General features: G+C 72.6%; 23 protein-coding genes. 17 read left to right on the plus strand and 6 right to left on the minus strand.

Annotation, left to right across the window (positions count from 1 at the left end):
• Positions 1-6 precede the first annotated feature (6 nt).
• Both IE177_RS28280 and IE177_RS28285 read left to right on the plus strand, forming a co-directional pair.
• Complete coding sequence (locus IE177_RS28280) at positions 7-1,062, plus strand: Rv2578c family radical SAM protein (protein WP_190018280.1); 1,056 nt, start codon at positions 7-9, stop codon at positions 1,060-1,062.
• Positions 1,063-1,230: 168 nt separating this feature from the next.
• Positions 1,231-2,790, plus strand: coding sequence for an alpha/beta hydrolase (locus tag IE177_RS28285; RefSeq protein ID WP_190018281.1), 1,560 nt, complete (start codon positions 1,231-1,233; stop codon positions 2,788-2,790).
• A 31-nt stretch (positions 2,791-2,821) separates the two neighbouring features.
• On the opposite strand, the gene IE177_RS28290 is transcribed toward IE177_RS28285, so the two are convergent.
• Positions 2,822-3,406 carry an adenylosuccinate lyase gene (locus IE177_RS28290; protein ID WP_190018282.1) on the minus strand — a complete coding sequence of 195 codons (585 nt, stop codon included), beginning with the start codon at positions 3,404-3,406 and terminating at the stop codon, positions 2,822-2,824.
• A gap of 383 nt (positions 3,407-3,789) precedes the next feature.
• Here IE177_RS28290 and IE177_RS28295 point away from each other — a divergent pair, with 383 nt between their 5' ends.
• The 9 genes from IE177_RS28295 (at position 3,790) to pssA (ending at position 14,793) form a co-directional block, all read left to right on the plus strand.
• Positions 3,790-5,595, plus strand: coding sequence for a 3-hydroxyacyl-CoA dehydrogenase family protein (locus IE177_RS28295; protein ID WP_190018283.1), 1,806 nt, complete (start codon positions 3,790-3,792; stop codon positions 5,593-5,595).
• A gap of 142 nt (positions 5,596-5,737) precedes the next feature.
• Positions 5,738-6,577, plus strand: coding sequence for a TetR family transcriptional regulator (locus IE177_RS28300; RefSeq protein ID WP_190018284.1), 840 nt, complete (start codon positions 5,738-5,740; stop codon positions 6,575-6,577).
• A gap of 434 nt (positions 6,578-7,011) precedes the next feature.
• Positions 7,012-8,355, plus strand: a complete 1,344-nt coding sequence (gene ccrA / locus IE177_RS28305; RefSeq protein WP_190018285.1) for a crotonyl-CoA carboxylase/reductase — start codon at positions 7,012-7,014, stop codon at positions 8,353-8,355.
• Positions 8,356-8,372: 17 nt separating this feature from the next.
• The gene (locus tag IE177_RS28310) at positions 8,373-10,421 is read left to right on the plus strand and encodes an ethylmalonyl-CoA mutase (protein WP_190018286.1); all 2,049 of its coding nucleotides are present in this window, start codon (positions 8,373-8,375) and stop codon (positions 10,419-10,421) included.
• Positions 10,418-11,380 carry an HpcH/HpaI aldolase/citrate lyase family protein gene (locus tag IE177_RS28315; protein ID WP_190018287.1) on the plus strand — a complete coding sequence of 321 codons (963 nt, stop codon included), beginning with the start codon at positions 10,418-10,420 and terminating at the stop codon, positions 11,378-11,380. The genes IE177_RS28310 and IE177_RS28315 overlap by 4 nt, the downstream gene beginning before the upstream one ends.
• A gap of 15 nt (positions 11,381-11,395) precedes the next feature.
• Positions 11,396-11,920, plus strand: a complete 525-nt coding sequence (locus IE177_RS28320; protein WP_190018288.1) for a MaoC family dehydratase — start codon at positions 11,396-11,398, stop codon at positions 11,918-11,920.
• A 2-nt stretch (positions 11,921-11,922) separates the two neighbouring features.
• The gene (locus IE177_RS28325) at positions 11,923-13,128 is read left to right on the plus strand and encodes an acyl-CoA dehydrogenase family protein (RefSeq protein ID WP_190018289.1); all 1,206 of its coding nucleotides are present in this window, start codon (positions 11,923-11,925) and stop codon (positions 13,126-13,128) included.
• A 170-nt stretch (positions 13,129-13,298) separates the two neighbouring features.
• Positions 13,299-13,955 carry a phosphatidylserine decarboxylase gene (locus tag IE177_RS28330; RefSeq protein ID WP_190018290.1) on the plus strand — a complete coding sequence of 219 codons (657 nt, stop codon included), beginning with the start codon at positions 13,299-13,301 and terminating at the stop codon, positions 13,953-13,955.
• A gap of 22 nt (positions 13,956-13,977) precedes the next feature.
• Positions 13,978-14,793, plus strand: a complete 816-nt coding sequence (gene pssA / locus IE177_RS28335; RefSeq protein WP_190018312.1) for a CDP-diacylglycerol--serine O-phosphatidyltransferase — start codon at positions 13,978-13,980, stop codon at positions 14,791-14,793.
• A gap of 444 nt (positions 14,794-15,237) precedes the next feature.
• On the opposite strand, the gene IE177_RS28340 is transcribed toward pssA, so the two are convergent.
• Positions 15,238-16,356 carry a glycerate kinase gene (locus IE177_RS28340; protein WP_190018313.1) on the minus strand — a complete coding sequence of 373 codons (1,119 nt, stop codon included), beginning with the start codon at positions 16,354-16,356 and terminating at the stop codon, positions 15,238-15,240.
• A 183-nt stretch (positions 16,357-16,539) separates the two neighbouring features.
• On the opposite strand from IE177_RS28340, the gene IE177_RS28345 reads away from it, so the two are divergent.
• Entirely contained in the window at positions 16,540-17,613 is a 1,074-nt protein-coding gene (locus IE177_RS28345) for an ADP-ribosylglycohydrolase family protein (RefSeq protein WP_190018291.1), read from the plus strand.
• A 28-nt stretch (positions 17,614-17,641) separates the two neighbouring features.
• The gene (locus IE177_RS28350; RefSeq protein WP_190018292.1) at positions 17,642-18,136 is read left to right on the plus strand and encodes an NUDIX domain-containing protein; all 495 of its coding nucleotides are present in this window, start codon (positions 17,642-17,644) and stop codon (positions 18,134-18,136) included.
• A 41-nt stretch (positions 18,137-18,177) separates the two neighbouring features.
• Here the strand turns inward: IE177_RS28350 and IE177_RS28355 are convergent, their stop codons facing one another.
• On the minus strand, positions 18,178-18,369 hold the full coding sequence (locus IE177_RS28355) for a DUF2191 domain-containing protein (RefSeq protein ID WP_190018293.1): 192 nt from the start codon (positions 18,367-18,369) through the stop codon (positions 18,178-18,180).
• A 69-nt stretch (positions 18,370-18,438) separates the two neighbouring features.
• On the opposite strand from IE177_RS28355, the gene IE177_RS28360 reads away from it, so the two are divergent.
• Together IE177_RS28360 and IE177_RS28365 are read left to right on the plus strand one after the other, a co-directional pair.
• The gene (locus tag IE177_RS28360; RefSeq protein WP_190018294.1) at positions 18,439-18,762 is read left to right on the plus strand and encodes a hypothetical protein; all 324 of its coding nucleotides are present in this window, start codon (positions 18,439-18,441) and stop codon (positions 18,760-18,762) included.
• Between the two features lie 49 nt (positions 18,763-18,811).
• Positions 18,812-19,549 carry an SIR2 family NAD-dependent protein deacylase gene (locus IE177_RS28365; RefSeq protein ID WP_190018295.1) on the plus strand — a complete coding sequence of 246 codons (738 nt, stop codon included), beginning with the start codon at positions 18,812-18,814 and terminating at the stop codon, positions 19,547-19,549.
• Between the two features lie 110 nt (positions 19,550-19,659).
• Here IE177_RS28365 and IE177_RS28370 read toward each other — a convergent pair whose 3' ends face one another.
• The 3 genes from IE177_RS28370 to IE177_RS28380 form a co-directional block, all read right to left on the minus strand.
• Positions 19,660-20,151 carry a methylated-DNA--[protein]-cysteine S-methyltransferase gene (locus IE177_RS28370; RefSeq protein ID WP_190018296.1) on the minus strand — a complete coding sequence of 164 codons (492 nt, stop codon included), beginning with the start codon at positions 20,149-20,151 and terminating at the stop codon, positions 19,660-19,662.
• Between the two features lie 12 nt (positions 20,152-20,163).
• Positions 20,164-21,651: an AlkA N-terminal domain-containing protein gene (locus IE177_RS28375; protein ID WP_190018314.1), complete on the minus strand. Its 1,488-nt coding sequence runs from the start codon at positions 21,649-21,651 to the stop codon at positions 20,164-20,166.
• A gap of 113 nt (positions 21,652-21,764) precedes the next feature.
• Positions 21,765-22,640, minus strand: coding sequence for a methylenetetrahydrofolate reductase (locus IE177_RS28380; RefSeq protein ID WP_190018297.1), 876 nt, complete (start codon positions 22,638-22,640; stop codon positions 21,765-21,767).
• 217 nt (positions 22,641-22,857) lie between these two features.
• Between IE177_RS28380 and IE177_RS28385 the strand changes: the two genes are divergently transcribed.
• Positions 22,858-23,559 carry a B3/B4 domain-containing protein gene (locus IE177_RS28385; protein WP_190018298.1) on the plus strand — a complete coding sequence of 234 codons (702 nt, stop codon included), beginning with the start codon at positions 22,858-22,860 and terminating at the stop codon, positions 23,557-23,559.
• Between the two features lie 32 nt (positions 23,560-23,591).
• Positions 23,592-25,262 (plus strand): aminotransferase-like domain-containing protein, encoded by a 1,671-nt coding sequence (locus IE177_RS28390; RefSeq protein ID WP_190018315.1) that lies wholly within the window; start codon positions 23,592-23,594, stop codon positions 25,260-25,262.
• Positions 25,263-25,428 lie beyond the last annotated feature (166 nt).

The raw sequence follows: 25,428 nt of genomic DNA on the forward strand, positions 1-25,428 counted from the left end.
GGCGTCATGCGCTGGGAGAACCTCACCGTGGAGTCCGGGGAGCCCGCCGAGCACGGCCGGGCCGCCGATGCCGCGCTGTTCGGCGCGGACGCCGTGGCCACGCGGACGTTCGACACGCCCGAGTTCCGCGGGATGACCTTCCACGAGGTCCGGGCGCGCTCGGTGCTCAACCGGGTGCCGGGGGCCTCGCGCATGCCGTTCGAATGGACGGTCAATCCCTACCGGGGCTGCTCGCACGCGTGCGTGTACTGCTTCGCACGCCGGACGCACGCCTACCTGGACCTGGACACCGGCGTCGGCTTCGACACCCAGATCGTGGTGAAGGTCAACGCGCCCGAGGTCCTGCGCCGCCAGCTGGCCTCCCGCCGCTGGCAGGGCGAGCACGTGGCGATGGGCACCAACGTCGACTGCTACCAGCGCGCCGAGGGCCGCTACCGGCTGATGCCCGGCATCATCTCCGCCCTCACCGACCACGCGAACCCGTTCTCGATCCTCACCAAGGGCACCCTGATCCTGCGCGACCTGGACCTGCTGACCCGGGCGGCGCAGGTGACGGACATCGGCATCTCGGTCTCCGTCGGCTTCCTCGACGCCGGGCTGTGGCGCACGGTGGAGCCGGGCACCCCGGCGCCCGAGCGCCGGCTGGAGGTCGTCCGCACGCTCGGCGAGCACGGCATCGGCTGCGGGGTGCTGATGGCGCCGGTGATCCCGTTCCTGAGCGACGATCCGGCTCAACTGCGGGACACGGTCAGGGCGATCGCGGCGGCCGGGGCCACCTCCGTCACGCCCCTGGTACTGCACCTGCGGCCGGGCGCCCGCGAGTGGTTCATGGCCTGGCTCGGACAGCACCACCCGCACCTGGTGCGCCGCTACGAGCGGCTGTACGCCGAGGGCGCCTACGCACCCAGGTGGTACCAGCGCCGGATCACCCGTCAGGTGCACGAACTGGCGCGGGAGTACGGCATCGGGCCGGCGCGCGCCGGCGCCGCACGGCGGATCCGGCCGGCGGAGCCCGCACCGTCGCCCACGGCTGCGGAACCGACCCAACTCACCCTCATCTGAGAGCGTTCGGGACCGGGGGCGCCCGGGTGCGGCGGCGTTCGAGGGCATCCCTCGGCCCAATTGGGTCAAGTATCGCCCGAACGCGTTCCACGGGTCCCCGTTCCCGGGATCGATGCGGCGGGCACCGTGATCCGCACGGTGCGCCGGCACGCCGTCCCGGGAGGACGCATGAGAACACGCGCAGCCGTGCTGTGCGCGGCCGTCGCGCTGGCGGCGGCCCCTGTCGCGCCCGTCCCCGCGCGGGCGGCTGCGGCGGCCGCGGCGGCGATCGGCTGGAAGAAGTGCGGCACGAGCGACTACCCGGCGCTCCAGTGCGCCTCCCTGAGGGTGCCGCTGGACCACGCGCGGCCGTCGGGCCGGCAGATCACGCTCGCCCTGTCCCGTATCCCGCACACCGCCAGGACCTTCCAGGGCCCGCTGCTGGTCAACCCCGGCGGCCCCGGCGGCAGCGGACTGACGCTCGCCGGGTTCGTCGCCTCGGCGCTGCCCAGCGGCGTGGCGGCCCAGTACGACGTCATCGGCTTCGACCCGCGCGGCGTCGGCCGGAGCACTCCCGCCCTGGACTGCGCGCCCGGCCACTTCGGGCCGGTACGCCCGGACACCGTGCCGGCCACGCCCGCGCTGGAGCGCGCGAACCTGGAACGCGCGCGGTCCTTCGCCGCCGCGTGCGGCCGCAAGTACGCCGGCCTGCTGCCGTACATCGGCACCGTCAGCGCCGCGCGGGACATGGACCTGGTCCGCCGGGCCCTCGGCGCACGGCGGATCAGCTACTTCGGCTACTCCTACGGCACCTACCTCGGCGCGGTCTACGCGAAGCTGTACCCCGGGCGGGTGCGCCGCCTGGTGCTGGACTCGGTCGTCGACCCCGCCGGCACCTGGTACCGGGACAACGTGGACCAGGACTACGCCTTCGACGACCGCCACCGCGCGCTGATGGCGTGGATCGCGAAGCACGACGCGGCGTACGGGCTCGGCGGGGACCCCGCGCGGGTAGAGGCCCGCTGGTACGCGATGCGGGCGGCCCTGGCGAGGAGACCGGCCGGCGGCCGGATCGGCGCCTCCGAACTGGAGGACACCTTCGTCCCCGGCGGCTACTACGACGGCTACTGGCCGTACCTCGCCGAGGCCTTCGCGGCCTACGTCCACCACGGGGAGACCGGGCCGCTCCTGACGGCGTACGACCACCTGGCCGCCGTGGACGGCGAGGGCGACAACGGCTACAGCGTCTACACGTCCGTGCAGTGCCGTGACGCCTCCTGGCCGCGCGACTGGAACCGCTGGCGCGCGGACACGTGGCGGGTGTTCGGGAAGGCGCCGTTCATGGCCTGGAGCAACGCCTGGTACAACGCCCCCTGCGCGTTCTGGCCGGTCCGGCCGCTGAAGCCGGTGGACATCGCCAACGACGACCTGCCGCCGGCGCTGATCCTCCAGGCGACCGACGACGCGGCCACCCCCTATCCGGGCGGTGTCAGGGTCCACCGACTGCTGGCCCGCTCCAGCCTGGTGGTCGAGGAGGGCGGCGGCAACCACGGCATCACGCTGAACGGCAACGCCTGTCTGGACGGCCACCTCGCCGCGTACCTGGCCGACGGCAGGCTGCCGCACGGCTCCGGCACGGCCGACGCGACCTGCCCCAGGTCCCCCGAACCCAAGCCGCTCAAGGGCAGGACGGCTTCGCCGTCGTCCCGGGCCACGACACTGCACGAGCTGCTGGGCTTCCGCGGCTGATACGGGCGGCGACCGCGGGGCAGGGCCCGCGTCACCTCGTCCGGCGCTGCTCCGGGATCAGGGACAGCGCGTGCACGGCGGCCTGGGCCAGGGAAGGGTGGGCCAGGGCCTCCGTCAGGACGCGGCGGGCCCGGGGGTCGCCCAGCGCTCCCAGGCCCTCCACGCAGGCCAGGGCGACCCGGCGGTACGGGTCGTGCGGGTGCAGCCGCCGCTCCAGGGTGGTGATCAGGGCGGGCACCGACTCGGGCGCGCGGAGGGCGACCAGCAGCCGTACCGGGTGCAGGGCGTAGGCGACGCGCAGTTCGTTGGTGGCGAGGGCGGCGGCCGCGCGGGCCGTGCGCGGGTCGCCGAGGCGGGCGAGCGCGTGGGCGGCCGAGGCGCAGCGCGGCGGATCGCGGTGGTTGAGCAGCAGGACCAGGGACTCGAAGGCCCGCCGGTCACCGGCCAAGCCCAGCCGGAACGCGGCCAGTTCCCTGGCCCACAGCTGCTGTCCCGGGGCGGTGAGCACCTCCGCGAGTTCGTCGGGGTCCTCGGTCGCCAGCAGCCGGTCGTACGCCGCCGCGCCCTGCGACTCCTGCCGTAAGCGTTCCGTGAGCGATCGCGACTCTGCGTCCACGGCACCAGGGTAGGCGGGTGGCGCCCGGTGAGGGAGGTACATCACAAAGCCGGATCGGCGCCGGGGGCTGGCGCGCTCGTTACCCGCCGGTTAGGCTCATACGAGCGAGTAACCCTCTCGCACATCCACTGGCGACGGTTTGGTGACGCAGCCGTCGCGAGTTCGGTCGGTTCGGTACACCGTGTGTACCGCAGTACGACCCGGCTTCGGGACAGAGCCGGGCGGAACAGCCGCTGCAGGGCGTGTGCGCGCCCTCGGCACCGGCAGCACCGGGCGTGTGCGCTCAGCAGCCCGGAAACACCCGCATTCCACACGCTCCGCGGTGCGCCTTCCGGCGCACCCGGCGCGCTCCTCGTCGTCACCCTCATTCCTGGAGTCCCGCGATGGCCACTCCCCTGTCCCACACCCCTTCCTCCTCGCTCAGGACGATCGCCGTCGTCGGCCTCGGCACCATGGGCACCGGCATCACCGAGGTCCTGGCGAAGGCCGGCCGCGAGGTGATCGGCATCGACATCAGCGAGGCCCAGGCCGCGCAGTCGCTCGCCGCCCTGGAGGCCTCCACCGCCCGCGCCGTGGCGCGCGGCCGGCTCGGCGAGGAGGAGCGCGCCGAGGTGCTGGCCCGGGTCCGCACCTTCACCGACCTGCGCGCGGCGGCCGACGCCGACCTCGTCATCGAGGTGGCCCCGGAGTCGTACGAGGTCAAGCACCAGATCTTCCGCGAGCTGGACGGCATCGTCCGCCCGGAGACCATCCTCGCGACCGGCACCAACGCCCTGTCCGTGACCCGGCTGGCCGCCGACTCGGCACGTCCCGAGCGCGTGCTCGGCCTGCACTTCTTCAACCCGGCGCCGGCGATGAAGCTGGTCGAGGTCGTCTCCTCGGTGCTGACCGCCCCGCAGGCCGTCGCCGCGGTCACGGACCTCGCGATCGAGCTGGGCAAGGAGCCGGTCGCGGTCGGCGACCGCCCCGGATTCGTCGCGGACGGCCTGCTGTTCGGCTACCTGAACCAGGCCGCCGCCATGTACGAGGCCAAGTACGCCTCCCGCGAGGACATCGACGCGGCGATGCGGCTCGGCTGCGGCCTGCCCATGGGCCCGCTCGCCCTGCTGGACCTGATCGGCGTCGACACCGCCCGCACCGTCCTGGACGCCATGTACGCCGAGTCCCGCGACCGGCTGCACGCCCCCGCGCCGATCCTCAAGCAGCTCAGCGAGGCCGGCCTGACCGGCCGCAAGTCCGGGCGCGGCTTCTACACCTACGAGGCGCCGGGCAGCGCCACGGTCGTGCCGGACGCGCTGACCCCGGCCGAGGGCGGCCCGGCCACCCCGGGGCGCGAGGTCCGCTCGGTCGGCGTCGCCGGTTCCGGCACCATGGCCTCCGGCATCGCCGAGGTGTTCGCGAAGGCGGGCTACGAGGTGGTCCTGGCCGCCCGCAGCGAGGAGAAGGCCCAGGCCGCCAAGGCCCGCATCGGCAAGTCCCTCGCCCGGTCCGTCGACAAGGGCCGGCTGACCGCCGAGGCCGCCGCGCAGATCCTGGACCGGATCGCCCCGGCCGGCTCGTACGACGCCTTCGCCGACGTCGACCTGGCCGTCGAGGCGATCGCCGAGGACCTGGAGATCAAGCGGCAGTTGTTCCAGGCGCTGGACAAGATCTGCAAGCCCGGCGCGGTCCTCGCCACCACCACCTCCTCCCTGCCGGTCGTCGCGTGCGCCCGTGCCACCTCGCGTCCGCAGGACGTGATCGGCATGCACTTCTTCAACCCGGCGCCGGCGATGAAGCTGGTCGAGGTGGTCCGCACGGTGCTGACCGCGGACGACGTCCACGCCACGGTCCACGAGGTCTGCGCCCGCATCAGGAAGCACGCGGTGGACTGCGGCGACCGGGCCGGTTTCATCGTGAACGCGCTGCTCTTCCCGTACCTCAACAACGCGATCAAGATGGTCCAGGAGCACTACGCCTCCCTGGACGACATCGACGCGGCCATGAAGCTCGGCGGCGGCTACCCGATGGGCCCCTTCGAGCTGCTGGACGTGGTCGGGCTGGACGTCTCGCTGGCCATCGAGAAGGTGCTGCACCGCGAGTTCCGCGACCCCGGCCTCGCCCCGGCCCCGCTGCTGGAGCACCTGGTGGCCGCGGGCTGCCTCGGCCGCAAGACCGGCCGCGGCTTCCGCGAGTATGCCCGCCGCTGACGGCGCCGGCGACTGGCTCGAAGACGACCGGGACTGGGGCGGACTGCTCGATCCGGCCGCGTTCGCCCCGCCCGCCCGGCCCGCCGGTCCCCCGCCCCCCGCGGGCGGGGGAAACCCCGGGCCCGCGCACCGGGCTGCGCGTATGCAGTACGTTCAGATCATGTCCCAGCCCGCCAAGTCCTCACGTCCACCAGCCACGTCCGACGCGCCGGAGAGTGCCGCAGGCGGTCGCGCCGCCGCACAGCGGCTGAAAATGCGCCGAGAACTGGCGGCCGCGGCCATGGAGCTGTTCGCGACCAAGGGGTACGAGGCCACCACCGTCGACGAGATCGCGGCCGCGGCCGGTGTCGCCCGGCGCACCTTCTTCCGCCACTTCCGCTCCAAGGAAGAGGCGATCTTCCCGGACCACGACGACACCCTGATCCGCGCCGAGGCGGTCCTCAACGCCGCCCCCGCGCACGAGCACCCGCTCGACACGGTGTGCCGCGGGATCAAGGAAGTCATGAGGATGTACGCGGCCCGGCCGGAGATCTCGGTGGCCCGCTACAAGCTCACGCGCGAGGTGCCCACCCTGCGCGAGGCCGAGATCGCCTCGGTGGCCCGTTACGAGCGGTTGTTCACGCGCTATCTGCTGGGCCACTTCGACGAGCGCGCGCACGCCGACGACGCCAACGACGACCCGCTGCTGGCCGAGGTCGCCGCCTCGGCCGTGGTCACCGCCCACAACCACGTCCTCAGGCGCTGGCTGCGGGCGGACGGCCAGGGCGACGTGGAGGCCCAGCTGGACCACGCCTTCGCGATCGTGCGCAAGACGTTCGGCACCGGGATCGGGGCCGGGCGCGGCCCGGCCGCCAGGCCGGCCGCCGCCACCGCCCCCGCGTCGGTGTCGGCGCACGGCGAGGTGCTGGTGACGGTCGCCCGTACCGACGCCCCGCTGGACGAGGTCATGCGGACCATCGAGGAGGCGCTGAAGGACCGCTGACAGGACCTCCGCGTCCTCGCGCGCTGTGATGACGGCCACCCTTCGGGGTGGCCGTTTTGGCATGTCAGAGGCCTTTTTCGGAGAGATTTCAGAGCCCGTTCGATCGATCATCGCTCATTTGTTGCGTAAAGATTTCATCTGAGGCCAAGTTCTGGCACTCAGTGCCTTGTCACCTGACACGCGGTGTCATACGTTGAGAGTGTCCGGGCGGTCGGCGCGCAGAGACCATTCGCTCGCCGGCTGTCCCCGCAAGCCCACGGCCTGCGCGCCCGGACGCCTGCGTCACAGGCAACCTCCCGCGCCACAAAGCGCTGCCGAAGCACCACCGGGCCGAACCGACGGCACACCCTCAAAACCCTCAGCAGCACTCACCGCAGCACCGACGATCCCCCAGGCGCCCCTCCCTCAGGGCGCTCACCGCCGGAGGCAACACCGTGACCGTGAAGGACATCCTCGACGCGATCCAGTCGAAGGACGCCACGTCCGCCGACTTCGCCGCCCTGCCCGTCCCCGAGTCGTACCGCGCGATCACCGTGCACAAGGACGAGACGGAGATGTTCGCGGGCCTGCAGACCCGCGACAAGGACCCGCGCAAGTCCATCCACCTCGACGAGGTGCCCCTGCCCGAGCTGGGCCCGGGCGAGGCCCTGGTGGCCGTCATGGCCTCCTCGGTCAACTACAACTCGGTGTGGACCTCGATCTTCGAGCCGCTGTCCACGTTCGGGTTCCTGGAGCGCTACGGCCGCACCAACGAGCTGGCCAAGCGGCACGACCTGCCGTACCACATCATCGGCTCCGACCTCGCCGGCGTCGTCCTGCGCACCGGCCCGGGCGTCAACGCCTGGAAGCCCGGCGACGAGGTCGTCGCCCACTGCCTGTCCGTCGAGCTGGAGTCCTCCGACGGCCACAACGACACCATGCTCGACCCCGAGCAGCGCATCTGGGGCTTCGAGACCAACTTCGGCGGCCTCGCCGAGATCGCGCTGGTGAAGTCCAACCAGCTGATGCCGAAGCCGGACCACCTCAGCTGGGAGGAGGCCGCGGCCCCGGGCCTGGTGAACTCCACCGCCTACCGCCAGCTGGTCTCCCGCAACGGCGCCGGCATGAAGCAGGGCGACAACGTCCTCATCTGGGGCGCGAGCGGCGGCCTCGGCTCCTACGCCACCCAGTTCGCCCTCGCCGGCGGCGCCAACCCGATCTGCGTCGTCTCCAGCGAGCAGAAGGCCGACATCTGCCGCTCCATGGGCGCCGAGTCGATCATCGACCGCAACGCCGAGGGCTACAAGTTCTGGAAGGACGAGAACACCCAGGACCCGAAGGAGTGGAAGCGCTTCGGCAAGCGCATCCGTGAGCTCACCGGCGGCGAGGACATCGACATCGTCTTCGAGCACCCCGGCCGCGAGACCTTCGGCGCCTCCGTGTTCGTCACCCGCAAGGGCGGCACCATCACCACCTGCGCCTCCACCTCGGGCTACATGCACGAGTACGACAACCGGTACCTGTGGATGTCGCTGAAGCGCATCATCGGCTCGCACTTCGCCAACTACCGCGAAGCCTGGGAGGCCAACCGCCTCATCGCCAAGGGCAAGATCCACCCCACCCTGTCGAAGGTGTACTCCCTGGAGGACACCGGCCAGGCCGCCTACGACGTGCACCGCAACCTGCACCAGGGCAAGGTCGGCGTGCTGTGCCTCGCCCCCGAGGAGGGCCTCGGCGTGCGCGACGAGGAGATGCGCGCCAAGCACATCGACGCCATCAACCGCTTCCGGAACATCTGAGGACCCGGAGGACACAGATGACTGAGCGTCAGCCCTCCGGATCGCGGAGGGAGAAGGACCGGCCGTGGCTCATGCGCACGTACGCCGGTCACTCCACGGCGGAGGCGTCCAACGAGCTGTACCGGCGCAACCTCGCCAAGGGCCAGACCGGTCTGTCGGTGGCGTTCGACCTGCCGACGCAGACCGGCTACGACCCCGACCACATCCTCGCCCGCGGCGAGGTCGGCCGGGTCGGCGTGCCCGTCTCTCACCTCGGTGACATGCGCCGGCTGTTCCAGGACATCCCCCTGGAGCAGATGAACACCTCGATGACGATCAACGCCACCGCCATGTGGCTGCTGGCGCTCTACCAGGTCGTCGCCGAGGAGCAGGGCGCGGACATCACCAAGCTCCAGGGCACGACCCAGAACGACATCGTCAAGGAGTACCTGTCCCGCGGGACGCACGTCTTCCCGCCCGGGCCCTCGCTCCGCCTGACGACGGACATGATCGCGTACACGGTCTCCCACATCCCGAAGTGGAACCCGATCAACATCTGCAGCTACCACCTGCAGGAGGCCGGAGCCACGCCGGTGCAGGAGATCGCGTACGCGATGTCCACCGCGATCGCCGTGCTCGACGCCGTGCGCGACTCCGGCCAGGTGCCCGAGGAGCGCATGGGCGAGGTGGTGGCCCGCATCTCCTTCTTCGTCAACGCGGGGGTCCGCTTCGTCGAGGAGATGTGCAAGATGCGGGCCTTCGGCCGCATCTGGGACAAGGTCACGCGTGAGCGGTACGGCATCGAGAACCCCAAGCAGCGCCGCTTCCGCTACGGCGTCCAGGTGAACTCGCTCGGCCTGACCGAGGCACAGCCGGAGAACAACGTCCAGCGGATCGTGCTGGAGATGCTGGCGGTCACCCTCTCCAAGGACGCCCGCGCGCGTGCCGTGCAGCTGCCTGCCTGGAACGAGGCCCTCGGGCTGCCCAGGCCGTGGGACCAGCAGTGGAGCCTGCGCATCCAGCAGGTGCTCGCCCACGAGAGCGACCTGCTGGAGTACGAGGACATCTTCGAGGGCTCGCACGTCATCGAGGCGAAGGTGAACGCCCTGGTGGAGGAGTCCCTCGCCGAGATGGACCGGATCCAGGAGATGGGCGGCGCGATGGCCGCCGTCGAGTCCGGCTACCTCAAGGCGCAGCTCGTCTCCTCGCACGCCGAGCGCCGGGCGCGGATCGAGTCCGGCGAGGAGAAGATCGTCGGCGTCAACGTCTTCGAGACGACCGAGCCGAACCCGCTCACGGCCGACCTGGACACCGCGATCATGACGGTCGACCCGGCGGTCGAGGCCCGCGTCATCGCGTCGCTGCAGAACTGGCGGGACACCCGCTACCAGCCGCCCTTCAACCACCCGCGTCCGTGCAAGGCGCTGGAACGGCTGAAGGAGGCCGCCAAGGGCACCGGCAACCTGATGGAGGCCACGCTGGAGTGCGCCCGCGCCGGGGTCACGACCGGCGAGTGGGCGGGCGCCCTGCGCGAGGTGTTCGGCGAGTACCGGGCGCCCACCGGGGTGTCCTCCGCACCGGTGGCCGTCACCGCCGAGGCCGGCTCGGCCATGGCCGAGGTCCGCGCCAAGGTGGACGCCACCGCCCGCGAGCTGGGCGTCGGCAAGCTGCGCTTCCTGGTCGGCAAGCCCGGCCTGGACGGTCACTCCAACGGCGCCGAGCAGATCGCCGTCCGCGCGCGCGACGCCGGCTTCGAGGTGGTCTACCAGGGCATCCGGCTCACCCCCGAGCAGATCGTGGACGCCGCCCTGGCGGAGGACGTCCACGCCGTGGGCCTGTCGATCCTGTCCGGCTCGCACGCGCAGCTGGTGCCGGACGTGCTGGAGCGCCTGCGTGTGGCCGGTGCCACAGATATACCGGTGATCGCAGGTGGCATCATCCCGAACGGTGACGCCGAGGATCTCCGGGCCGCCGGAGTGGCCGCGGTGTTCACCCCGAAGGACTTCGACATCACCGGAATCATCGGCCGCATCGCCGACGAGATCCGGAAAGCGAACAAGCTCGACCCCCTGGAGGTCCCCGCATGACGACAGTCAACCGCCTTCGCCCCCGCCGCTCCTGCCTGGCGGTGCCGGGAAGCAACCCGCGCTTCCTGGAGAAGGCACAGGGCCTCCCCGCCGACCAGGTCTTCCTCGACCTGGAGGACGCGTGCGCGCCGCTCGCCAAGCCCGAGGCGCGGCACACCATCGTCAAGTTCCTCAACGAGGGCGACTGGACCGGCAAGACGCGCGTCGTGCGGGTGAACGACTGGACGACCGAATGGACGTACCGTGACGTCGTCACGGTCGTCGAGGGCGCCGGCCAGAACCTCGACTGCATCATGCTGCCGAAGGTGCAGAGCGCCCAGCAGGTCGTCGCGCTGGACCTGCTGCTCACCCAGATCGAGAAGACGATGGGCTTCGAGGTCGGCAAGATCGGCATCGAGGCGCAGATCGAGAACGCCCAGGGTCTGAACAACGTCAACGAGATCGCGCAGGCCAGCCCGCGCGTGGAGACGATCATCTTCGGCCCGGCCGACTTCATGGCCTCCATCAACATGAAGTCCCTCGTCGTGGGCGAGCAGCCGCCCGGCTACCCGGCGGACGCCTACCACTACATCCTGATGAAGATCCTGATGGCCGCCCGCGCCAACAACCTCCAGGCGATCGACGGCCCCTACCTCCAGATCCGCAACGTGGAGGGCTACCGCGAGGTCGCCCAGCGCGCCGCCGCCCTCGGCTTCGACGGCAAGTGGGTGCTGCACCCGGGCCAGGTCGAGGCGTCCAACGAGATCTTCTCGCCCTCCCAGGAGGACTACGACCACGCCGAGCTGATCCTGGACGCGTACGACTACTACACCTCCGAGGCGGGCGGCAAGAAGGGCTCCGCGATGCTCGGCGACGAGATGATCGACGAGGCCAGCCGCAAGATGGCCCTGGTCATCTCCGGCAAGGGGCGCGCCGCCGGCATGCAGCGCACCAGCAAGTTCGAGATCCCCGCCAACTAAGGAGCCCTGAGCGCGATGCAGTTCGGACGCACCTACGAGGAGTTCGAGGTCGGGGCGACGTACAAGCACTGGCCGGGCAAGACGGTCACGGAGTACGACGACCACCTGTTCTGTCTCCTCACCATGAACCACCACCCGCTCCACATGGACGTCAACTACGCCGAGAAGACGACGGACTTCGGCAAGAACGTCGTGGTGGGCAACTACATCTACTCGCTGCTGCTCGGCATGTCCGTGCCGGACATCTCCGGCAAGGCGATCGCCAACCTGGAGATCGAGTCGCTCAAGCACGTGGCGCCGACCTTCCACGGCGACACGATCTACGGCCAGACGACCGTGCTGGACAAGTGGCCGTCGAAGTCGAAGAACGACCGCGGCATCGTCTACGTGGAGACCAAGGGCTACAAGCAGGACGGCACCCTCGTGTGCGTCTTCCGCCGCAAGGTCATGGTGCCCACCGAGACGTACATCAAGGAGCGCGGCGGCGAGCAGCCCGGCCGCCCGGAGCTGACCGCCCCTTCGGAAAAGACGGAGAAGTAGCCATGGCGCGCCTCGCCCAGACCGCCGGTCTGACCGACGTCCAGCAGGAGATCCTCTCCACCGTCCGCGACTTCGTGGACAAGGAGATCATCCCGGTCGCCACCGAGCTGGAGCACCGCGACGAGTACCCGCAAGCGATCGTGGACGGCCTGAAGGAACTCGGCCTGTTCGGTCTGATGATCCCCGAGGAGTACGGGGGCCTGGGCGAGTCGCTCCTGACCTACGCGCTGTGCGTGGAGGAGATCGCCCGCGGCTGGATGTCGGTGTCCGGCATCATCAACACCCACTTCATCGTCGCGTACATGCTCAAGCAGCACGGCACGCAGGAGCAGAAGGACCACTTCCTGCCCCGCATGGCGGCCGGCGACATCCGCGGCGCCTTCTCGATGTCGGAGCCGGGCCTGGGCTCCGATGTGTCGGCCATCACGTCGAAGGCGGTCAAGGACGGCGACGAGTACGTCCTGAACGGCCAGAAGATGTGGCTGACGAACGGTGGCACCTCCTCGCTGGTGGCCGTTCTCGTCCGGAGTGACGAAGGACACCCCGAGGGCACGGCACCCCACAAGTCCATGACGACCTTCCTCGTGGAGAAGGAGCCCGGATTCGGCGAGGTCCGCCCCGGCCTCACCATTCCGGGCAAGATCGACAAGATGGGCTACAAGGGCGTCGACACCACCGAGCTGATCATGGACGGCCTGCGGGTACCGGCCGATCGGGTGCTCGGCGGCGTCACCGGCCGAGGTTTTTACCAAATGATGGACGGCGTGGAGGTCGGCCGGGTCAACGTGGCCGCGCGCGGCTGCGGCGTCGCCCAGCGCGCCTTCGAGCTGGGCGTCCAGTACGCCCAGCAGCGGCACACCTTCGGCAAGGCCATCGCCCAGCACCAGGCCATCCAGTTCAAGCTGGCCGAAATGGCCACCAAGGTCGAGGCCGCGCATGCCATGATGGTGAACGCGGCACGCAAAAAGGACTCCGGGGAACGAAACGACCTCGAAGCAGGCATGGCGAAGTACCTCGCCTCCGAGTACTGCAAGGAGGTCGTGGAAGACGCCTTCCGGATCCACGGCGGCTACGGCTTCTCCAAGGAGTACGAGATCGAGCGCCTCTACCGCGAGGCCCCGATGCTGCTGATCGGTGAAGGCACCGCCGAGATCCAGAAAATGATCATTGGTCGCAGACTGCTCGAAGAGTACCGCTTCCAGGGTTGATTGTCCGGATACGGGGTGTTTTCTTCGAGAAGAAGATCACACCCCGTAGACGCTGTTCGGCCTCCGACTCGACTGACTGGCTTGCCCAGTTGTGGCCCCCGACCGGTACGATCCCCGGAAAGCCGCCGTCCCCCGTCCTAGCGCGGCATCATCCGCTACGAAGGTCATCCATGCCCCACAGCCTCACCTCTGCACCTCGCGACAGCCGAGCCGGCGTACGCCTCGCGCGCGGAGCATCGCCGTGGCTTCTCCCGACCGTCGCCACCGCAGCCCTCAGCCTGGCCCGTGCGCGCCGCTCGGGCGCCGCGAAGGCCGTCGCCGTGCCCGCCACCGCGCTCGCGGCGGGCATGCTGTGGTTCTTCCGCGACCCCGAGCGCGAGATCGCCACGGGCCGGTTCATCTCGCCCGCCGACGGCGTGGTGCAGAGCATCATGCCGTGGAAGGACGGGCGCACCCGCGTCGCGATCTTCATGAGCCCGCTCAACGTCCACGTCAACCGCGCCCCCCTCGCGGGCACGGTGACGTCGGTGGAGCACATCCCCGGCGGCTTTGTTCCGGCTTTCAACAAGGAGAGCGAGAACAACGAGCGCGTAGTCTGGCATTTCGACACCGAACTCGGCGACATCGAGATGATCCAGATCGCCGGCGCGGTGGCCCGCCGCATCGTGCCCTACATCCCGCAGGGCACGAAGGTCGAGCAGGGCGACCGCATCGGTCTGATCCGCTTCGGCTCGCGTGTCGACCTCTACCTGCCCGAGGGTGTGGAGGTCGCGGTCGAGGTCGGCCAGAAGACCGTGGCTGGGGTGACTCGCATTGACCGTGATTGATCCGGAGACCCAGGCGGGCTGGGTGCCCGAGGCAGACGAGGTGGACGACGAGGAGGAGATGCCCCTCTCTCTCCGCCTGTCGATAGCGGACACCCTCACGCTGGGCAACGCCACCTGCGGCTTCATGGCGGTGTACTTCACCACCACCGGCATCCTGATCCCGCACCTCACCGGAAGCCAGGAGTCCGGCATGGCCCGCCACAGCGCGGCCACGGCGGTCATCCTGATGCTCTGCGCGGCCGTCTTCGACCTGTTCGACGGACTGGTGGCCCGGAAGCTGCGCTCCTCCCCGATGGGCGCGGAACTGGACAACCTCTCCGATCTGATCAGCTTCGGCCTGGCGCCCGCGTACTTCGTCCTCGTCTACGGCATGGTCGCGGACGACGCGCACCAGAGAGTGGCCGCGCTCGGGGCGATCGTGGTGCTCCTGGCCGTCGTGCTGCGGCTGGCACGCTTCTCCTGCGTGACGATGAAGGACGGCGTGTTCCAGGGCATGCCGTCGCCGTTCGGCGCGCTGACGGTCGTCTCGATCGTCCTGCTGGAGCTGCCGTTCGTGGCGACGCTGCTGGCGATCCTGGGCACGGCGTGGCTGATGGTGAGCCGGGTGGAGTACCCGAAGCCGCGGGGCCGGCTGGCCGGGGCGATGCTCTCGTGGATCGTCCTGTCCATGGGTCTGCTGGCCGCGTGGGCCTTCGACGCCCCGAGCGGCCAGCTGCTGCTCCAGACGGGCTGCGCGCTGCAGCTGGTCATGGGCGCGGTGATCCCGCTGTTCGCCACGGCCCGCCGGGTGAACAACTTCCGCGACAACCGGCGGGAGGCGCGGGCGGCCCAGCCGTAGCGCTCCGCTTTTTCGGCCCCGGACCTGTGGTGGGTTCGGGGCCGTTCGCTTGTTCCGGTGCCGGTGCGGGTGCGGGCCGTCTGGGGGCTTCGCCCCCAGACCCCCTTTGTTCGCCCACCCACCCACCCGACTCGGTCGGCTGTCAAGACACCGTCCCCGGGGGCTACGCCCCCGCCCCCCCCAAGAATGCCGGGCCCCCGCCGCCCGACCGAGCCGGCCAGACGCGCAAACGCCCGGGGGCCCGGACGTCCGGGGGCCCGGGGGTCCGGGGGCCCGGGGGCCCGGGGGCCCGGACGTCCGGGGGCCCGGGGATCCGGGGGCCCGGGGGCCCGGGGATCCGGGGGCCCGGGGATCCGGGGGCACAGCCCCGAAGCTCCTCGGCACCCCTCCAGCCGACCGAGACGGGCGGCCGGGTGGGCGATCCGGGCGCGGGCCCCGGACGGGTCAGCGCAGGTAGTCCTCGGCCACGCGGACAGCGACCCGCTCCAGGATCGGGCCCGCCTCCGCCACGCACCGGGCGACATCCGGCTCCACGGACGTCAGCGGATACACCCGCTCGATGCCGGCCAGGCGCACCCTCTCCTCCGGCAGAGCCAGCCGCCCGCACACCGCGACGACCGCCTTGCCCGCGGCACGCGCCACCGCGGCGACACCCGCCGGCGCCTTGCCGTGCAGGGTCTGCTCGTCCAGCGAGCCCTCACCGGTGATCACCAGCGAGGCTCGCTCCAGCGCCGGCCCGAAGCCCAGCACGTCCAGCATGACCTCGATGCCGGGCCGGAACCGGGCGCCCAGCAGCAGGGCGCCGTAGCCGATGCCGCCCGCCGCCCCCGCGCCCGGCGACACGGCGTAGCGTGCCGCCCGCGGACCGGCCTCGGCCTCCAGCACCTGCGCGAAGTGGGCGAGGGCCGCGTCCAGGGCGTCGACGTCGTCCGGTGTGGCGCCCTTCTGCGGGCCGTACACCGCGGCCGCGCCCTTCGGCCCGGTCAGCGGGTTGTCCACGTCGCTCGCCAGCACCAGGTCGACCGACGACAGCCTGGGATCGAGACCGGACAGGTCGGCGCGGGCCAGGCCGGCCAGTCCGCCGCCGCCCGGGGGCACCGGCTCGCCGTCGCCGTCCAGGAACCGCGCGCCGAGTGCCGAGAGCATGCCCGCGCCGCCGTCCGTGGTGGCGCTGCCGCCGACGCCGAAGACGATCGTCCGCGCGCCCGCGTCCAGCGCGGCCCGCAGCAGCTCGCCGGAGCCGTACGTGGAGGCGGTCAGCGGGGCGAAGACCCCCGCCGGCAGCCGCTGGAGGCCGCTCGCCTCGGCCATCTCCACGACCGCGGTGCCCGCGCGCAGCGCGAACGCGGCGGTGACCTCCTGGCCGAGCGGTCCGGCGACCCGCACCTCCCGCCGTTCGAAACCCGCCGCGACCGCCGCGGCCACCGTCCCGTCGCCGCCGTCGGCCACGGGCAGCGCCTCGACGCGAAGATCCGGTACGACCCGGCGCAGCCCGGCCGTCACCCGCTCGGCGACCTGCGCGGCCGTCAGCGAGCCCTTGAACTTGTCCGCGGCGATGAGCACCCGACGGGTCTCGTCCACTGCAGCGTCCGCCACCTTGCTCTCCCCTTGCTCTCCGGGCCCCGCGCACGTCGGGGCCAGTCGCGCCGCTGTGACCTTAACCTCAAGCCGACGCCGCCGTCATGCCCTGCCCTGACCCTGGGAAGCCGCTGGGAGGCGCCCGGGGAAAACGGGTAGACGCCAGCCATGAGCCACCTCGACACCGGTCCGGACCTCGCCGACCGCATCCACGGCGGCTGGCTCGGCCGGATCGCGGGCAACATGCTCGGCAAGCCGGTCGAACAGGGTGAGGTGTGGACCCGCGACCGCATCGACCGCTACCTGCGGCGGGCCGGGGCCCTGCCGCTCACCGACTACCTCCCCGAGCCCGCCGACGCCGCCGAGACCGCCGTGCTGCGCCCGGAGTGGCGCGCGTGCGTGCGCGGCCGGATCCACGGCAGCTGCCGGGACGACGACGTGGACTACGCGATCCTCGGCCTGCACCTGCTGGAGACGCACGGCTTCGGCTTCAGCACCGAGCAGGTCGGCGACCTGTGGCTGCTGAGGCTGCCGTACCTGCAGACGTTCACCGCGGAACGGGCGGCGTACCGCAACCTCGCGAACGGGCTGAAGCCGCCGCTGACGGCGACGTACGACAACCCGTACCAGGAGTGGATCGGCGCCCTGATCCGGGCCGACGTCCACGGCTGGACCTGTCCCGGCGCCCCGTCCCGCGCCGCCGGCCTGGCCCGCCGGGACGCGGTGCTGTCGCACACCGGCAACGGCGTCTACGGCGCGATGTTCGCGGCCGCGCTGATCGCCGCGGCCTTCACCGCCCCGTCCGTGCGGGACGCGCTGGAGAGCGCGCTGGGCCTGATCCCGGCGAGCAGCCGCCTGGCCCGGACCGTGCGCCGGGTGGCGTCCCTGCACGACGCGGCGCTGCCCTGGGAGGAGACCCTGGCGACCGTGTCCGGGGAGACGGCCGGGCTCGGCTGGATCCACACGGTGCCCAACGCCGCCGTGCTCACCGCGGGGCTGCTGTACGGGGACGGCGACTTCACCCGGACCATCGCGCTCACCGTGCGCGGGGGCCTGGACACCGACTCCAACGGGGCGACGGCCGGATCGGTGGCCGGGGTGCTCACCGGCGCGGCGGCGATCCCGGCGCAGTGGACGGAACCGCTTCAGGACACGGTCCGCAGCGCGGTGTTCGGTTTCGACGGCGTACGGATCAGTGCGCTGGCCGAACGCACCCTGCGCCTCGCGACGAGCGGACCGTGACCCCGCGCCGTCTGGTTACCCTTCCTGGATGACCACGACTGACTCCTTCGCCGCCTACATCGCGGGCCTGCCCCGGGTCCTCGCCGGTGCCGCCGCGCTCTTCCGGGACGCCGAGGGGCGGGTGCTGCTCGTCGAGCCCAACTACCGGGAGGGCTGGGCGCTGCCGGGCGGCACCGTCGAGTCCGACGAGGGGGAGACCCCGCGCCAGGGCGCCCGCAGGGAGACCCTGGAGGAGATCGGGCTCGACCGGGAGCTCGGCCGGCTGCTGGCCGTGGACTGGGTGCACGGCACGGGACGGCCGCCGCTGGTGGCGTACCTGTACGACGGCGGAGTCCTCACCGACGCCGAGTTCAAGGCCATCCGCCTGCAGGAGGAGGAGCTGCTGTCCTGGCGCCTGGTGTCGCCCGAGGACCTCCCCGGCCACCTTCTCGGCGCCCTCGGCCGCCGCGTGCTGGCCGCACTGGAGGTCCTCGCGTCCGGTTCCGGCACGGCGGAGCTGGAGAACGGCCACCGGGTGGCGTGACGGCCGGCCCGCTCCGTCCCGCGGCCGGCGGGATGCCGGGCTCAGCCCTCCGGGTCCCGGGGCTTGGCGTCCACCTCGCGCAGCGCCTCGTCGCGGGCGGCGACCCGCGCCTCCGTGCGGTGCCCGCGCTCGATGTAGTCGCGGACGACCGCGTCCTGGGGGCTGCTCACCCCGGCGAGCACCATGACCTCCACGACGAGCTGGGCGTCGAGCGAGACAGTCACCTTGGCCATGCCCGGACGCTAGCATCGGGCGTTCCCCGCCATGACCGGATTCACCCGACCCGAGGACGACGATCGCCGATGCCCCGCAGTAGGGACCCGCTCGACAGCCCGTACGACGACCGCGGCGGCGTCCGCCTCGTCCTCGCGGTGCCGGTCACGCTGCTCACCCTCGTCGCCGCGTTCTGCTGCTGGGCCTCGCTCGTCACCCGTCCCTCCGGGCCCTGGGACGACGGCGCGTACGCGGGCATCGCCCTGGCCTGCCTGCTCACCCTGGCCGCCGCCGGTGCGGTGGCGGGCCTGTGGCTGTTCCCGTCGGTGCGCCGGGCCATGGGGTTGGTCTGGGCCGCCCCCGCGCTGGCCCTGGCCGCCGTGGCCGCGCTGCGCCTGGCCTGGCTCGACTGACGTTTTATCCGTTCGCCGGGGCCGCGGCACCCGGCCTACCCTCGGCGGCATGACCAAGCCTCTCGTCGCCATCCTGAGCGGAGCCGGAATCTCCACCGACTCCGGGATCCCCGACTATCGCGGTCCGAACGGGTTGTGGCGCCGTGATCCGGAGGCCGAGAAGCTCGTGACGTACGAGTACTACATGAGCGATCCGGAGATCCGGCGGCGGTCCTGGCTGATGCGACGCGACGGGGGCGCGCTGCGGGCCGTGCCGAACGCGGCCCACCGGGCCGTCGCCGAGCTGGACCGGTCCGGCATCCCGGTGCGGGTGCTCACCCAGAACGTGGACGGACTGCACCAGCTCGCCGGGATGCCCGCCCGCAAGGTGCTGGAGCTGCACGGCAGCGCCCATGCGGTCGTCTGCACGAAGTGCCGTGCGCGCGGTTCCATGGAGGACGCGCTCGCCCGGGTCGAGGCCGGCGAGGACGATCCGGCCTGCCGGGACTGCGGCGGCATCCTCAAGTCGGCGACCGTGATGTTCGGCGAGCGGCTCGACCCGGTGGTGCTGGGTGAGGCGGCCGCCATCGCCAAGGCCTGCACGGTGTTCGTCGCGGTCGGCAGCACCCTCCAGGTGCAGCCCGCCGCCGGCCTCGCGGGCGTCGCCGCCGACCATGGCGCCCGCCTGATCATCGTCAACGCCGAACCGACTCCGTACGACGGACTGGCCGACGAAGTGATCCACGAGCCCATCGGTACCGCCCTGCCCGAACTGCTGCGCCGGATCGCTACCCAGGACGCCGCCTAGGATCTTGCCGCGCCACGCGCGCGCCGTCGCCGCCAGGCCGTGTCCGCGAAGTCGCGTCGTCCGCCCGCAGGGCGGGCGTCGCGGCGCAGGCGCGACTTCGCGGACAGGGCCTAGAACAGCGCCGTCCCCCGTTCGAAGTCCAGGAGCCGGCGCTTGCGGTTCAGGCCGCCGCCGTACCCGGTGAGGCTGCCGTCCGAGCCGATCACGCGGTGGCAGGGGACGATGATGCCGATGGGGTTGCGGCCGTTGGCGAGCCCGACCGCGCGGGAGGCGTGCGGGTTGCCGAGGGCGTCGGCGAGTTCGCCGTAGGTGCGGGTCTCGCCGTAGGGGATGCGGGTGAGCTGATCCCACACGCCGCGCTGGAACGGCGTTCCGCGCAAGCGGAGTTCGAGGGCGAAGTGCGTCGACTCGCCCGCGAAGTACGCCGTCAGCTGCTCCTCGGCCTCGGCGAAGCAGCGCAGGCCGTCCCCTCTCGGGCCGAAGCTCTCCTCGGACGGCCGGTGCCGCTGGCCGGTCATGTACAGGCCGCACAGGAAGCCGTCGGAGTCGGCGACGAGGGTGAGCGGGCCGTACGGGCTGTCGATCACGGTGTGGCGTGTCACGGGTGAACCTCTCTACACGGGGAGGAAGTTGATCGGGTGGCTGTCGGTCGCCCACAGGTACTGCACCGCGTACGCCCGCCACGGCCGCCAGGCCTCGGCGCGCGCGGTGAGCGCGGCCGGGGTGGAGGGCAGGCCCAACTCCCCGGCCGCGCGGCGGATTCCGAGGTCGGTGGGGAGGAAGGCGTCGGGGTCGCCGAGGGCGCGCATCGCGATGACGTCGACCGTCCAGGGGCCGAAGCCCGGCAGTGCCAGCAGCCGGGCCCGGGCCTCCGTCCAGTCCGACTCGACGCCCAGGTGCAGGTCCCCGTCGGCGAGTTGGCGGACCAGGGTGGTGAAGGTGGTGCGCCGGGTGCGGGGCATCGCCAGGGTGCCGGGGTCGACCGCGGCCAGCGCCTCGGGGGACGGGAAGAGATGGGTGAGGCCCCCCTCGGGGTCGTCGAGCGGCTTGCCGTGCGCGGTGACCAGACGGGCCGCGTGGGTGCGGGCCGCGGCCGTGGACACCTGCTGTCCGAGGACGGCGCGTACGGCGAACTCGGCCTCGTCGACCGTGCGCGGCACCCGTCGGCCGGGTGCCCGGTCGACCAGCGGCGCGAGCAGCGGGTCGGTGCGCAGCCGGTCGTCGACGGCGACCGGGTCGGCGTCCAGGTCGAGCATGCGGCGGCAGCGGCTGATCGCCACGGTCAGGTCGCGCAGGTCGCTCAGGGTGAGGCGGCAGGCGATGTGGTCGGGCCGTGGGGCGAGCGCGACGATGCCGTGCCCGTACGGCAGCCGCAGAGTGCGGCGGTAGGCGCCGTCCCGCCACTCCTCGACGCCGGGTACGGCCGTGGCGGCGAGGTGACCGAAGAGGTTGTCGGGGTTGAGCGGGGCGCGGAACGGCAGACGCAGGCTGAGCGTGCCGGGGGTGCCCTGGCCGTCCGGGGCGCCCGCCGCGCGGCGGGCGGGGACCCTGGCGCGCAGTTCGCTCGGGGACAGCGCGAAGACCTCGCGGACGGTGTCGTTGAAGGTGCGGATGGAGGAGAAGCCGGCCGCGAATGCGATCTCCGCCATGGGCAGCGGGGTGGTCTCGATGAGCAGCCGTGCGGTCTGGGCGCGCTGGGCCCGGGCGAGTGCGAGGGGTCCCGCGCCCAGCTCGGCGAGCAGCTGCCGCTCCACCTGCCGGGCGCTGTAGCCGAGGCGGCCGGCGAGTCCGGGCACGCCCTCGCGGTCCACGACGCCGTCGGCGATCAGCCGCATGGCGCGGGCCACCAGGTCCGCGCGCCGGTTCCACTCCGGGGAGCCGGGGCTGGTGTCGGGGCGGCAGCGCTTGCAGGCCCGGAAGCCGGCCTGCTGGCAGGCGGCGGCGCTCGGGTGGAACGTCATGTTCTCCGCCTTGGGCGGGACCGCCGGGCAACTGGGCCGGCAGTAGATCCCGGTGGTCAGGACCGCGGTGAAGAACCACCCGTCGAACCGCGCGTCCTTGGAGCGCACGGCGCGCACGCAGCGTTCCCGGTCGAGGTGCATCGCTGTCTGCATGCGTCCAGCATCCGCGACCGCCGGGCAGGGGCGCTGGCGGAAATCCGACACGTACGTGGGCGGGCCAGGAAGCCCTTGGTGCCGGCCTGGTCCGGCTCGCCTCAGCGGGCGCTCGGAGCCGTCCGACCGGTCAGTGGCGACAGGTTCTCCCGCCGGTACCGGGCGACCCACTCGGCGGTGGTCCGCAGCCCGCCGAACGTGTAGAAGTGCACCTTCACCGTGCCGTGCCGCGCGGGGTCGTAGCGGTGGGCCAGCGCGTCGAGGAAGCGGTCGGGGCCGGCGGTCCCCATGAGGTTGGTCAGCGAGAAGCCGTACTTGCGGGCGACGGAGGCGCTGGTCGCCACGCCGAACCGGGTGGCGTAGCCGACCAGCCGGCGCACGCCGGCCGGGCCGGGGACGCCGATGCGGACGGGCAGGTGGACGCCCCGCGCGCGTACGGCCTCCAGCCAGCCGAGGACCGGTTCGGCGTCGAAGCCGAACTGGGTGATGACGTCGCCGTCGAACCGGTGGGCCGCGATGGCCGCCGCCTTGTCGGTGAGCGCCGTCCACAGCGTGGGGCCGGCTATCGCCGGGTGGCCCTCGGGGTAGCCGCTGATCCCGACGTGGCGCACGCCGTGGCGCCCCAGCAGCCCGGTGCGCAGGAGGGCGAGGGCGTCCGCGTAGGGGCCCTCGGGGCGGGCGGGGTCGCCGCCGACGGCGAACACGTTCTCGGCGGTGCCGTCCGCCGCCAGCCCGGACAGGAACTCCTCCAGGGCCGCGCGGGAGGGCAGGCGGCGCGCGGAGATGTGCGGTACGGGCACGAGGCCGAGGCGTTTGACGGCGCGGGCGGCCGCCAGGCGGGTGCCGAGGTCCTCACCGGCGAGGAAGGTGATGTTGACGCGGGTGCCCCGCGGGATGCTGTCGCGCGCCTCCTCCAGCCGGGCGACGTCCTTGCCCGTCATCTCCAGGGAGAAGTCGTCCAGCAGCGCGGGGTTCATCGTGCTCCTCGTACGGCGGTGTTCCTGAGCCCGGCCGATGATGTCACGCGGGCGGGAGGCGGCCCGGGCCGGGGGGCGCCGGGGCACCGGTGCGTGCGGCCCGGCGCGGGAACCGGTCGCCCACCGGATATGGACCTGTGCCTCGTGCCTTGTTTGGCCCTGGCGAGTGGGCCACGGTCCCGGCAGGGTGGTGATCCCGAACGTCGAGGAGGAGATCATGCGATTCCGGCATGCGGAGGCCGTCCGGGCCGCGTTCCCCGAACTGAGCGCGGGGGCGCTGTACGCCACCGGCGTCGACGCCTCCGCGGACACCGGACCACGCGCCGCCGTCCACACCGCCCGGGCCGCGGCCCGGCTGGCGGCCGGCACGGAGGGCGAGTTCCCCGAGGTGCTGGCGTGGCGGCGGACGTTCACGCGGATGGGGGTGAAGCCGACGCAGTACCGGTGTGCCTCGGAGTCGCTGCTGCGGCGACTGCGCAAGGAGGGGTCGCTGCCGCGCATCCACCCGCTGGTGGATCTGTGCAACGCCGTGTCGGCGGCCTACGCGGTGCCGGTGGCCGTGCTCGACGCCGATCGTGTCGCCGGGCCCCTGCTGGAGGTGCGTCCGGCGGCCGGGGACGAGACGTACACGACGTTCGCCGGGGGCACCGAGCATCCCGCGCCCGGCGAGGTGACGTTCGTCGACTCCGCCGGACGGGCGCACGCCCGGCGCTGGACGCACCGGCAGAGCGGGCATTCGGCGGTCGGGGAACGGACCCGTCGGGTGCTGGTGGTGGCGGAGGCCATGCACGACAGCGGCGCGGAGATCCTGCCGGAGCTGCTGAAGACGGTCGAGGAGGAGGTGGCGGCGCACTGGCGGGCCGTCACCACGACCGCCCTGCTCACCCCGGGCGCGCCGGAGTTCCTCTTCGGCGGCTGAGGCCGGCGGGTGGACGGGTGGTGCGTGACAGCATGGGCACGGTGGACGAGCGGCGAGGCGTACGGGCGGCCGGGGAACTCCCGGGCCAGGGTTCCGACTTCCTGCAACTGGCCGTCGGTGACGTGCCCGGCTGCGGCAAGGCGGAGTGGCTGACCGGCCGGTTGCGGCAGGCGATCGCCGACGGCAGGCTCGCGGTCGGCGCACGGCTGCCGCCCACCCGGGTGCTGGCGGCGGAGCTGCGGCTCTCGCGCGGGGTGGTGACGGAGGCGTACCGGCGGCTCACCGAGGACGGCCAGGTGGAGGGCCGGCGGCGCGGTGGCACGGTGGTGGTCGCGGCGCCGTTCGCACCGGTGGCGGATTCTCCCGGGACCAGGGCTTCGGACAGCACGGTCCTGCCGAGCGGCGAACCGGCCACCGTCGCGGGGGCGTTCACCGGCGAACCGGTCGCCGCCCGGGAGGGCACGGTCCCGCCCGGCGCCGGATCGATCGCCTCCGGCACGCTGTTCGCCGGCGCACCGGGCAGTGCGGCTCCCCGGGGCGTCCGGTCCCCCGCCGCCGGCACGCTCTTCGGCGGTCCGCCGGACGCGGCGGTCTTCGACGCGCTGCGGGCCGCTCCCGCCGCCGTCGACTTCGGTCCGGGCCGTCCCGACCTCGCCACCTTCCCGCGCGCCGCCTGGCTGCGCGCCGAACGCGCCGTCCTCGCCGGGCTGTCCGCCGACCACCTCGGCTACGGCGATCCGCGGGGCGCCCCCCGGCTGCGGCGGGCGGTGGCCGACTGGCTGGCGCGGGTGCGGGGCGTGCGGGTGGAACCGGACGAGGTGCTGATCGTCGCGGGCACGGCGCAGGCGCTGACTCTGCTGCACCCGGTGCTGCGGGCGGACGGCGTCGACGCCGTCGCGGTGGAGGACCCCGGCTCGCTCGGCGCGCGTCAGCACCTGCGCAACGGGGGCCTGGCCACCCCGCCGGTGCCGGTCGACGGGGACGGGGTGCGGGTGGACGCGCTGCGCGCCACCGGCGCCCGTGCGGTGCTGCTCACGCCCGCCCACCAGTTCCCGACCGGTGTGGTCACCAGCGGGGAGCGCCGGCGCGAGCTGCTGGACTGGGTGCGGGACGGCGGGCTGGTCCTGGAGGACGACTACGACGCCGAACACCGCTACGACCGGCCGCCGGTGCCCGCGCTGCGCGCGATGCTGGCCGGCCGGGTGTGCTACATGGGCAGCGTGTCCAAACTGCTCGCGCCGGCCCTGCGCATCGGCTGGCTCGTGGCACCGCCCCGCCACCGCGCCGCGCTGGTCGACGCCAAGCGCTTCAACGACCTGGGCAACGCGGTGCTGCCGCAACTGGTGCTGGCCCGGCTGATGGAGACGGGGGAACTGGAGCGTCACCTGAGGTTGTTGCGCGGCCGCCACCGCAGGCGCCGGGACGCGATGATCGCCGCCCTGGCCGAGCACCTGCCCGGCGCGGTCGTGCACGGCGCCGCGGCCGGCCTGCACCTGACGGTCACCTACGCCGCGGACGTACCCGACACCGACGTGGCCGCCGCGGCCCTGGCGCGGGGCGTGAAGTGCCAGCCGCTGTCCTGGCATCGGCAGTCGCCCGGCCCTCCCGGCCTGGTCCTGGGCTACGCGGCAACCCCGCCCGGGGTGATCGCCGGGGGCGTTGCCCTGCTCGGCCGGGCGCTGCGCGGGCTGACGGGGGGCTGACGGGCCGGGGCCCGGAACCGGTGTCCGGTTCCGGGCCCCGGTCGTACGTCACGCCGTTCCCGGCGTACTCGACGTCGGCCTGCCGTGTGGTGCGGTCACCGGGCGTCGAGCAGCTTGAGTTCGGGGTGGGCGGTGCCGCCCTCGATGGCCGTGGAGGAGATGTGGG

It is taken from the genome of Streptomyces lucensis JCM 4490, assembly GCF_014650035.1.
Classification (GTDB): domain Bacteria; phylum Actinomycetota; class Actinomycetes; order Streptomycetales; family Streptomycetaceae; genus Streptomyces; species Streptomyces lucensis.

What these genes read in the sequence shown, in the direction of transcription:
- IE177_RS28280 (WP_190018280.1), top strand. Translation starts at nt 7, where the DNA reads ATGCGCTGGGAGAACCTCACCGTGGAGTCCGGGGAGCCCGCCGAGCAC.
- IE177_RS28285 (WP_190018281.1), top strand. Translation starts at nt 1,231, where the DNA reads ATGAGAACACGCGCAGCCGTGCTGTGCGCGGCCGTCGCGCTGGCGGCG.
- IE177_RS28295 (WP_190018283.1), top strand. Translation starts at nt 3,790, where the DNA reads ATGGCCACTCCCCTGTCCCACACCCCTTCCTCCTCGCTCAGGACGATC.
- IE177_RS28300 (WP_190018284.1), top strand. Translation starts at nt 5,738, where the DNA reads ATGCAGTACGTTCAGATCATGTCCCAGCCCGCCAAGTCCTCACGTCCA.
- IE177_RS28310 (WP_190018286.1), top strand. Translation starts at nt 8,373, where the DNA reads ATGACTGAGCGTCAGCCCTCCGGATCGCGGAGGGAGAAGGACCGGCCG.
- IE177_RS28315 (WP_190018287.1), top strand. Translation starts at nt 10,418, where the DNA reads ATGACGACAGTCAACCGCCTTCGCCCCCGCCGCTCCTGCCTGGCGGTG.
- IE177_RS28320 (WP_190018288.1), top strand. Translation starts at nt 11,396, where the DNA reads ATGCAGTTCGGACGCACCTACGAGGAGTTCGAGGTCGGGGCGACGTAC.
- IE177_RS28325 (WP_190018289.1), top strand. Translation starts at nt 11,923, where the DNA reads ATGGCGCGCCTCGCCCAGACCGCCGGTCTGACCGACGTCCAGCAGGAG.
- IE177_RS28330 (WP_190018290.1), top strand. Translation starts at nt 13,299, where the DNA reads ATGCCCCACAGCCTCACCTCTGCACCTCGCGACAGCCGAGCCGGCGTA.
- IE177_RS28345 (WP_190018291.1), top strand. Translation starts at nt 16,540, where the DNA reads ATGAGCCACCTCGACACCGGTCCGGACCTCGCCGACCGCATCCACGGC.
- IE177_RS28350 (WP_190018292.1), top strand. Translation starts at nt 17,642, where the DNA reads ATGACCACGACTGACTCCTTCGCCGCCTACATCGCGGGCCTGCCCCGG.
- IE177_RS28355 (WP_190018293.1), bottom strand. Translation starts at nt 18,369, where the DNA reads ATGGCCAAGGTGACTGTCTCGCTCGACGCCCAGCTCGTCGTGGAGGTC.
- IE177_RS28360 (WP_190018294.1), top strand. Translation starts at nt 18,439, where the DNA reads ATGCCCCGCAGTAGGGACCCGCTCGACAGCCCGTACGACGACCGCGGC.
- IE177_RS28365 (WP_190018295.1), top strand. Translation starts at nt 18,812, where the DNA reads ATGACCAAGCCTCTCGTCGCCATCCTGAGCGGAGCCGGAATCTCCACC.
- IE177_RS28375 (WP_190018314.1), bottom strand. Translation starts at nt 21,651, where the DNA reads ATGCACCTCGACCGGGAACGCTGCGTGCGCGCCGTGCGCTCCAAGGAC.
- IE177_RS28380 (WP_190018297.1), bottom strand. Translation starts at nt 22,640, where the DNA reads ATGAACCCCGCGCTGCTGGACGACTTCTCCCTGGAGATGACGGGCAAG.
- IE177_RS28385 (WP_190018298.1), top strand. Translation starts at nt 22,858, where the DNA reads ATGCGATTCCGGCATGCGGAGGCCGTCCGGGCCGCGTTCCCCGAACTG.
- IE177_RS28390 (WP_190018315.1), top strand. Translation starts at nt 23,592, where the DNA reads ATGGGCACGGTGGACGAGCGGCGAGGCGTACGGGCGGCCGGGGAACTC.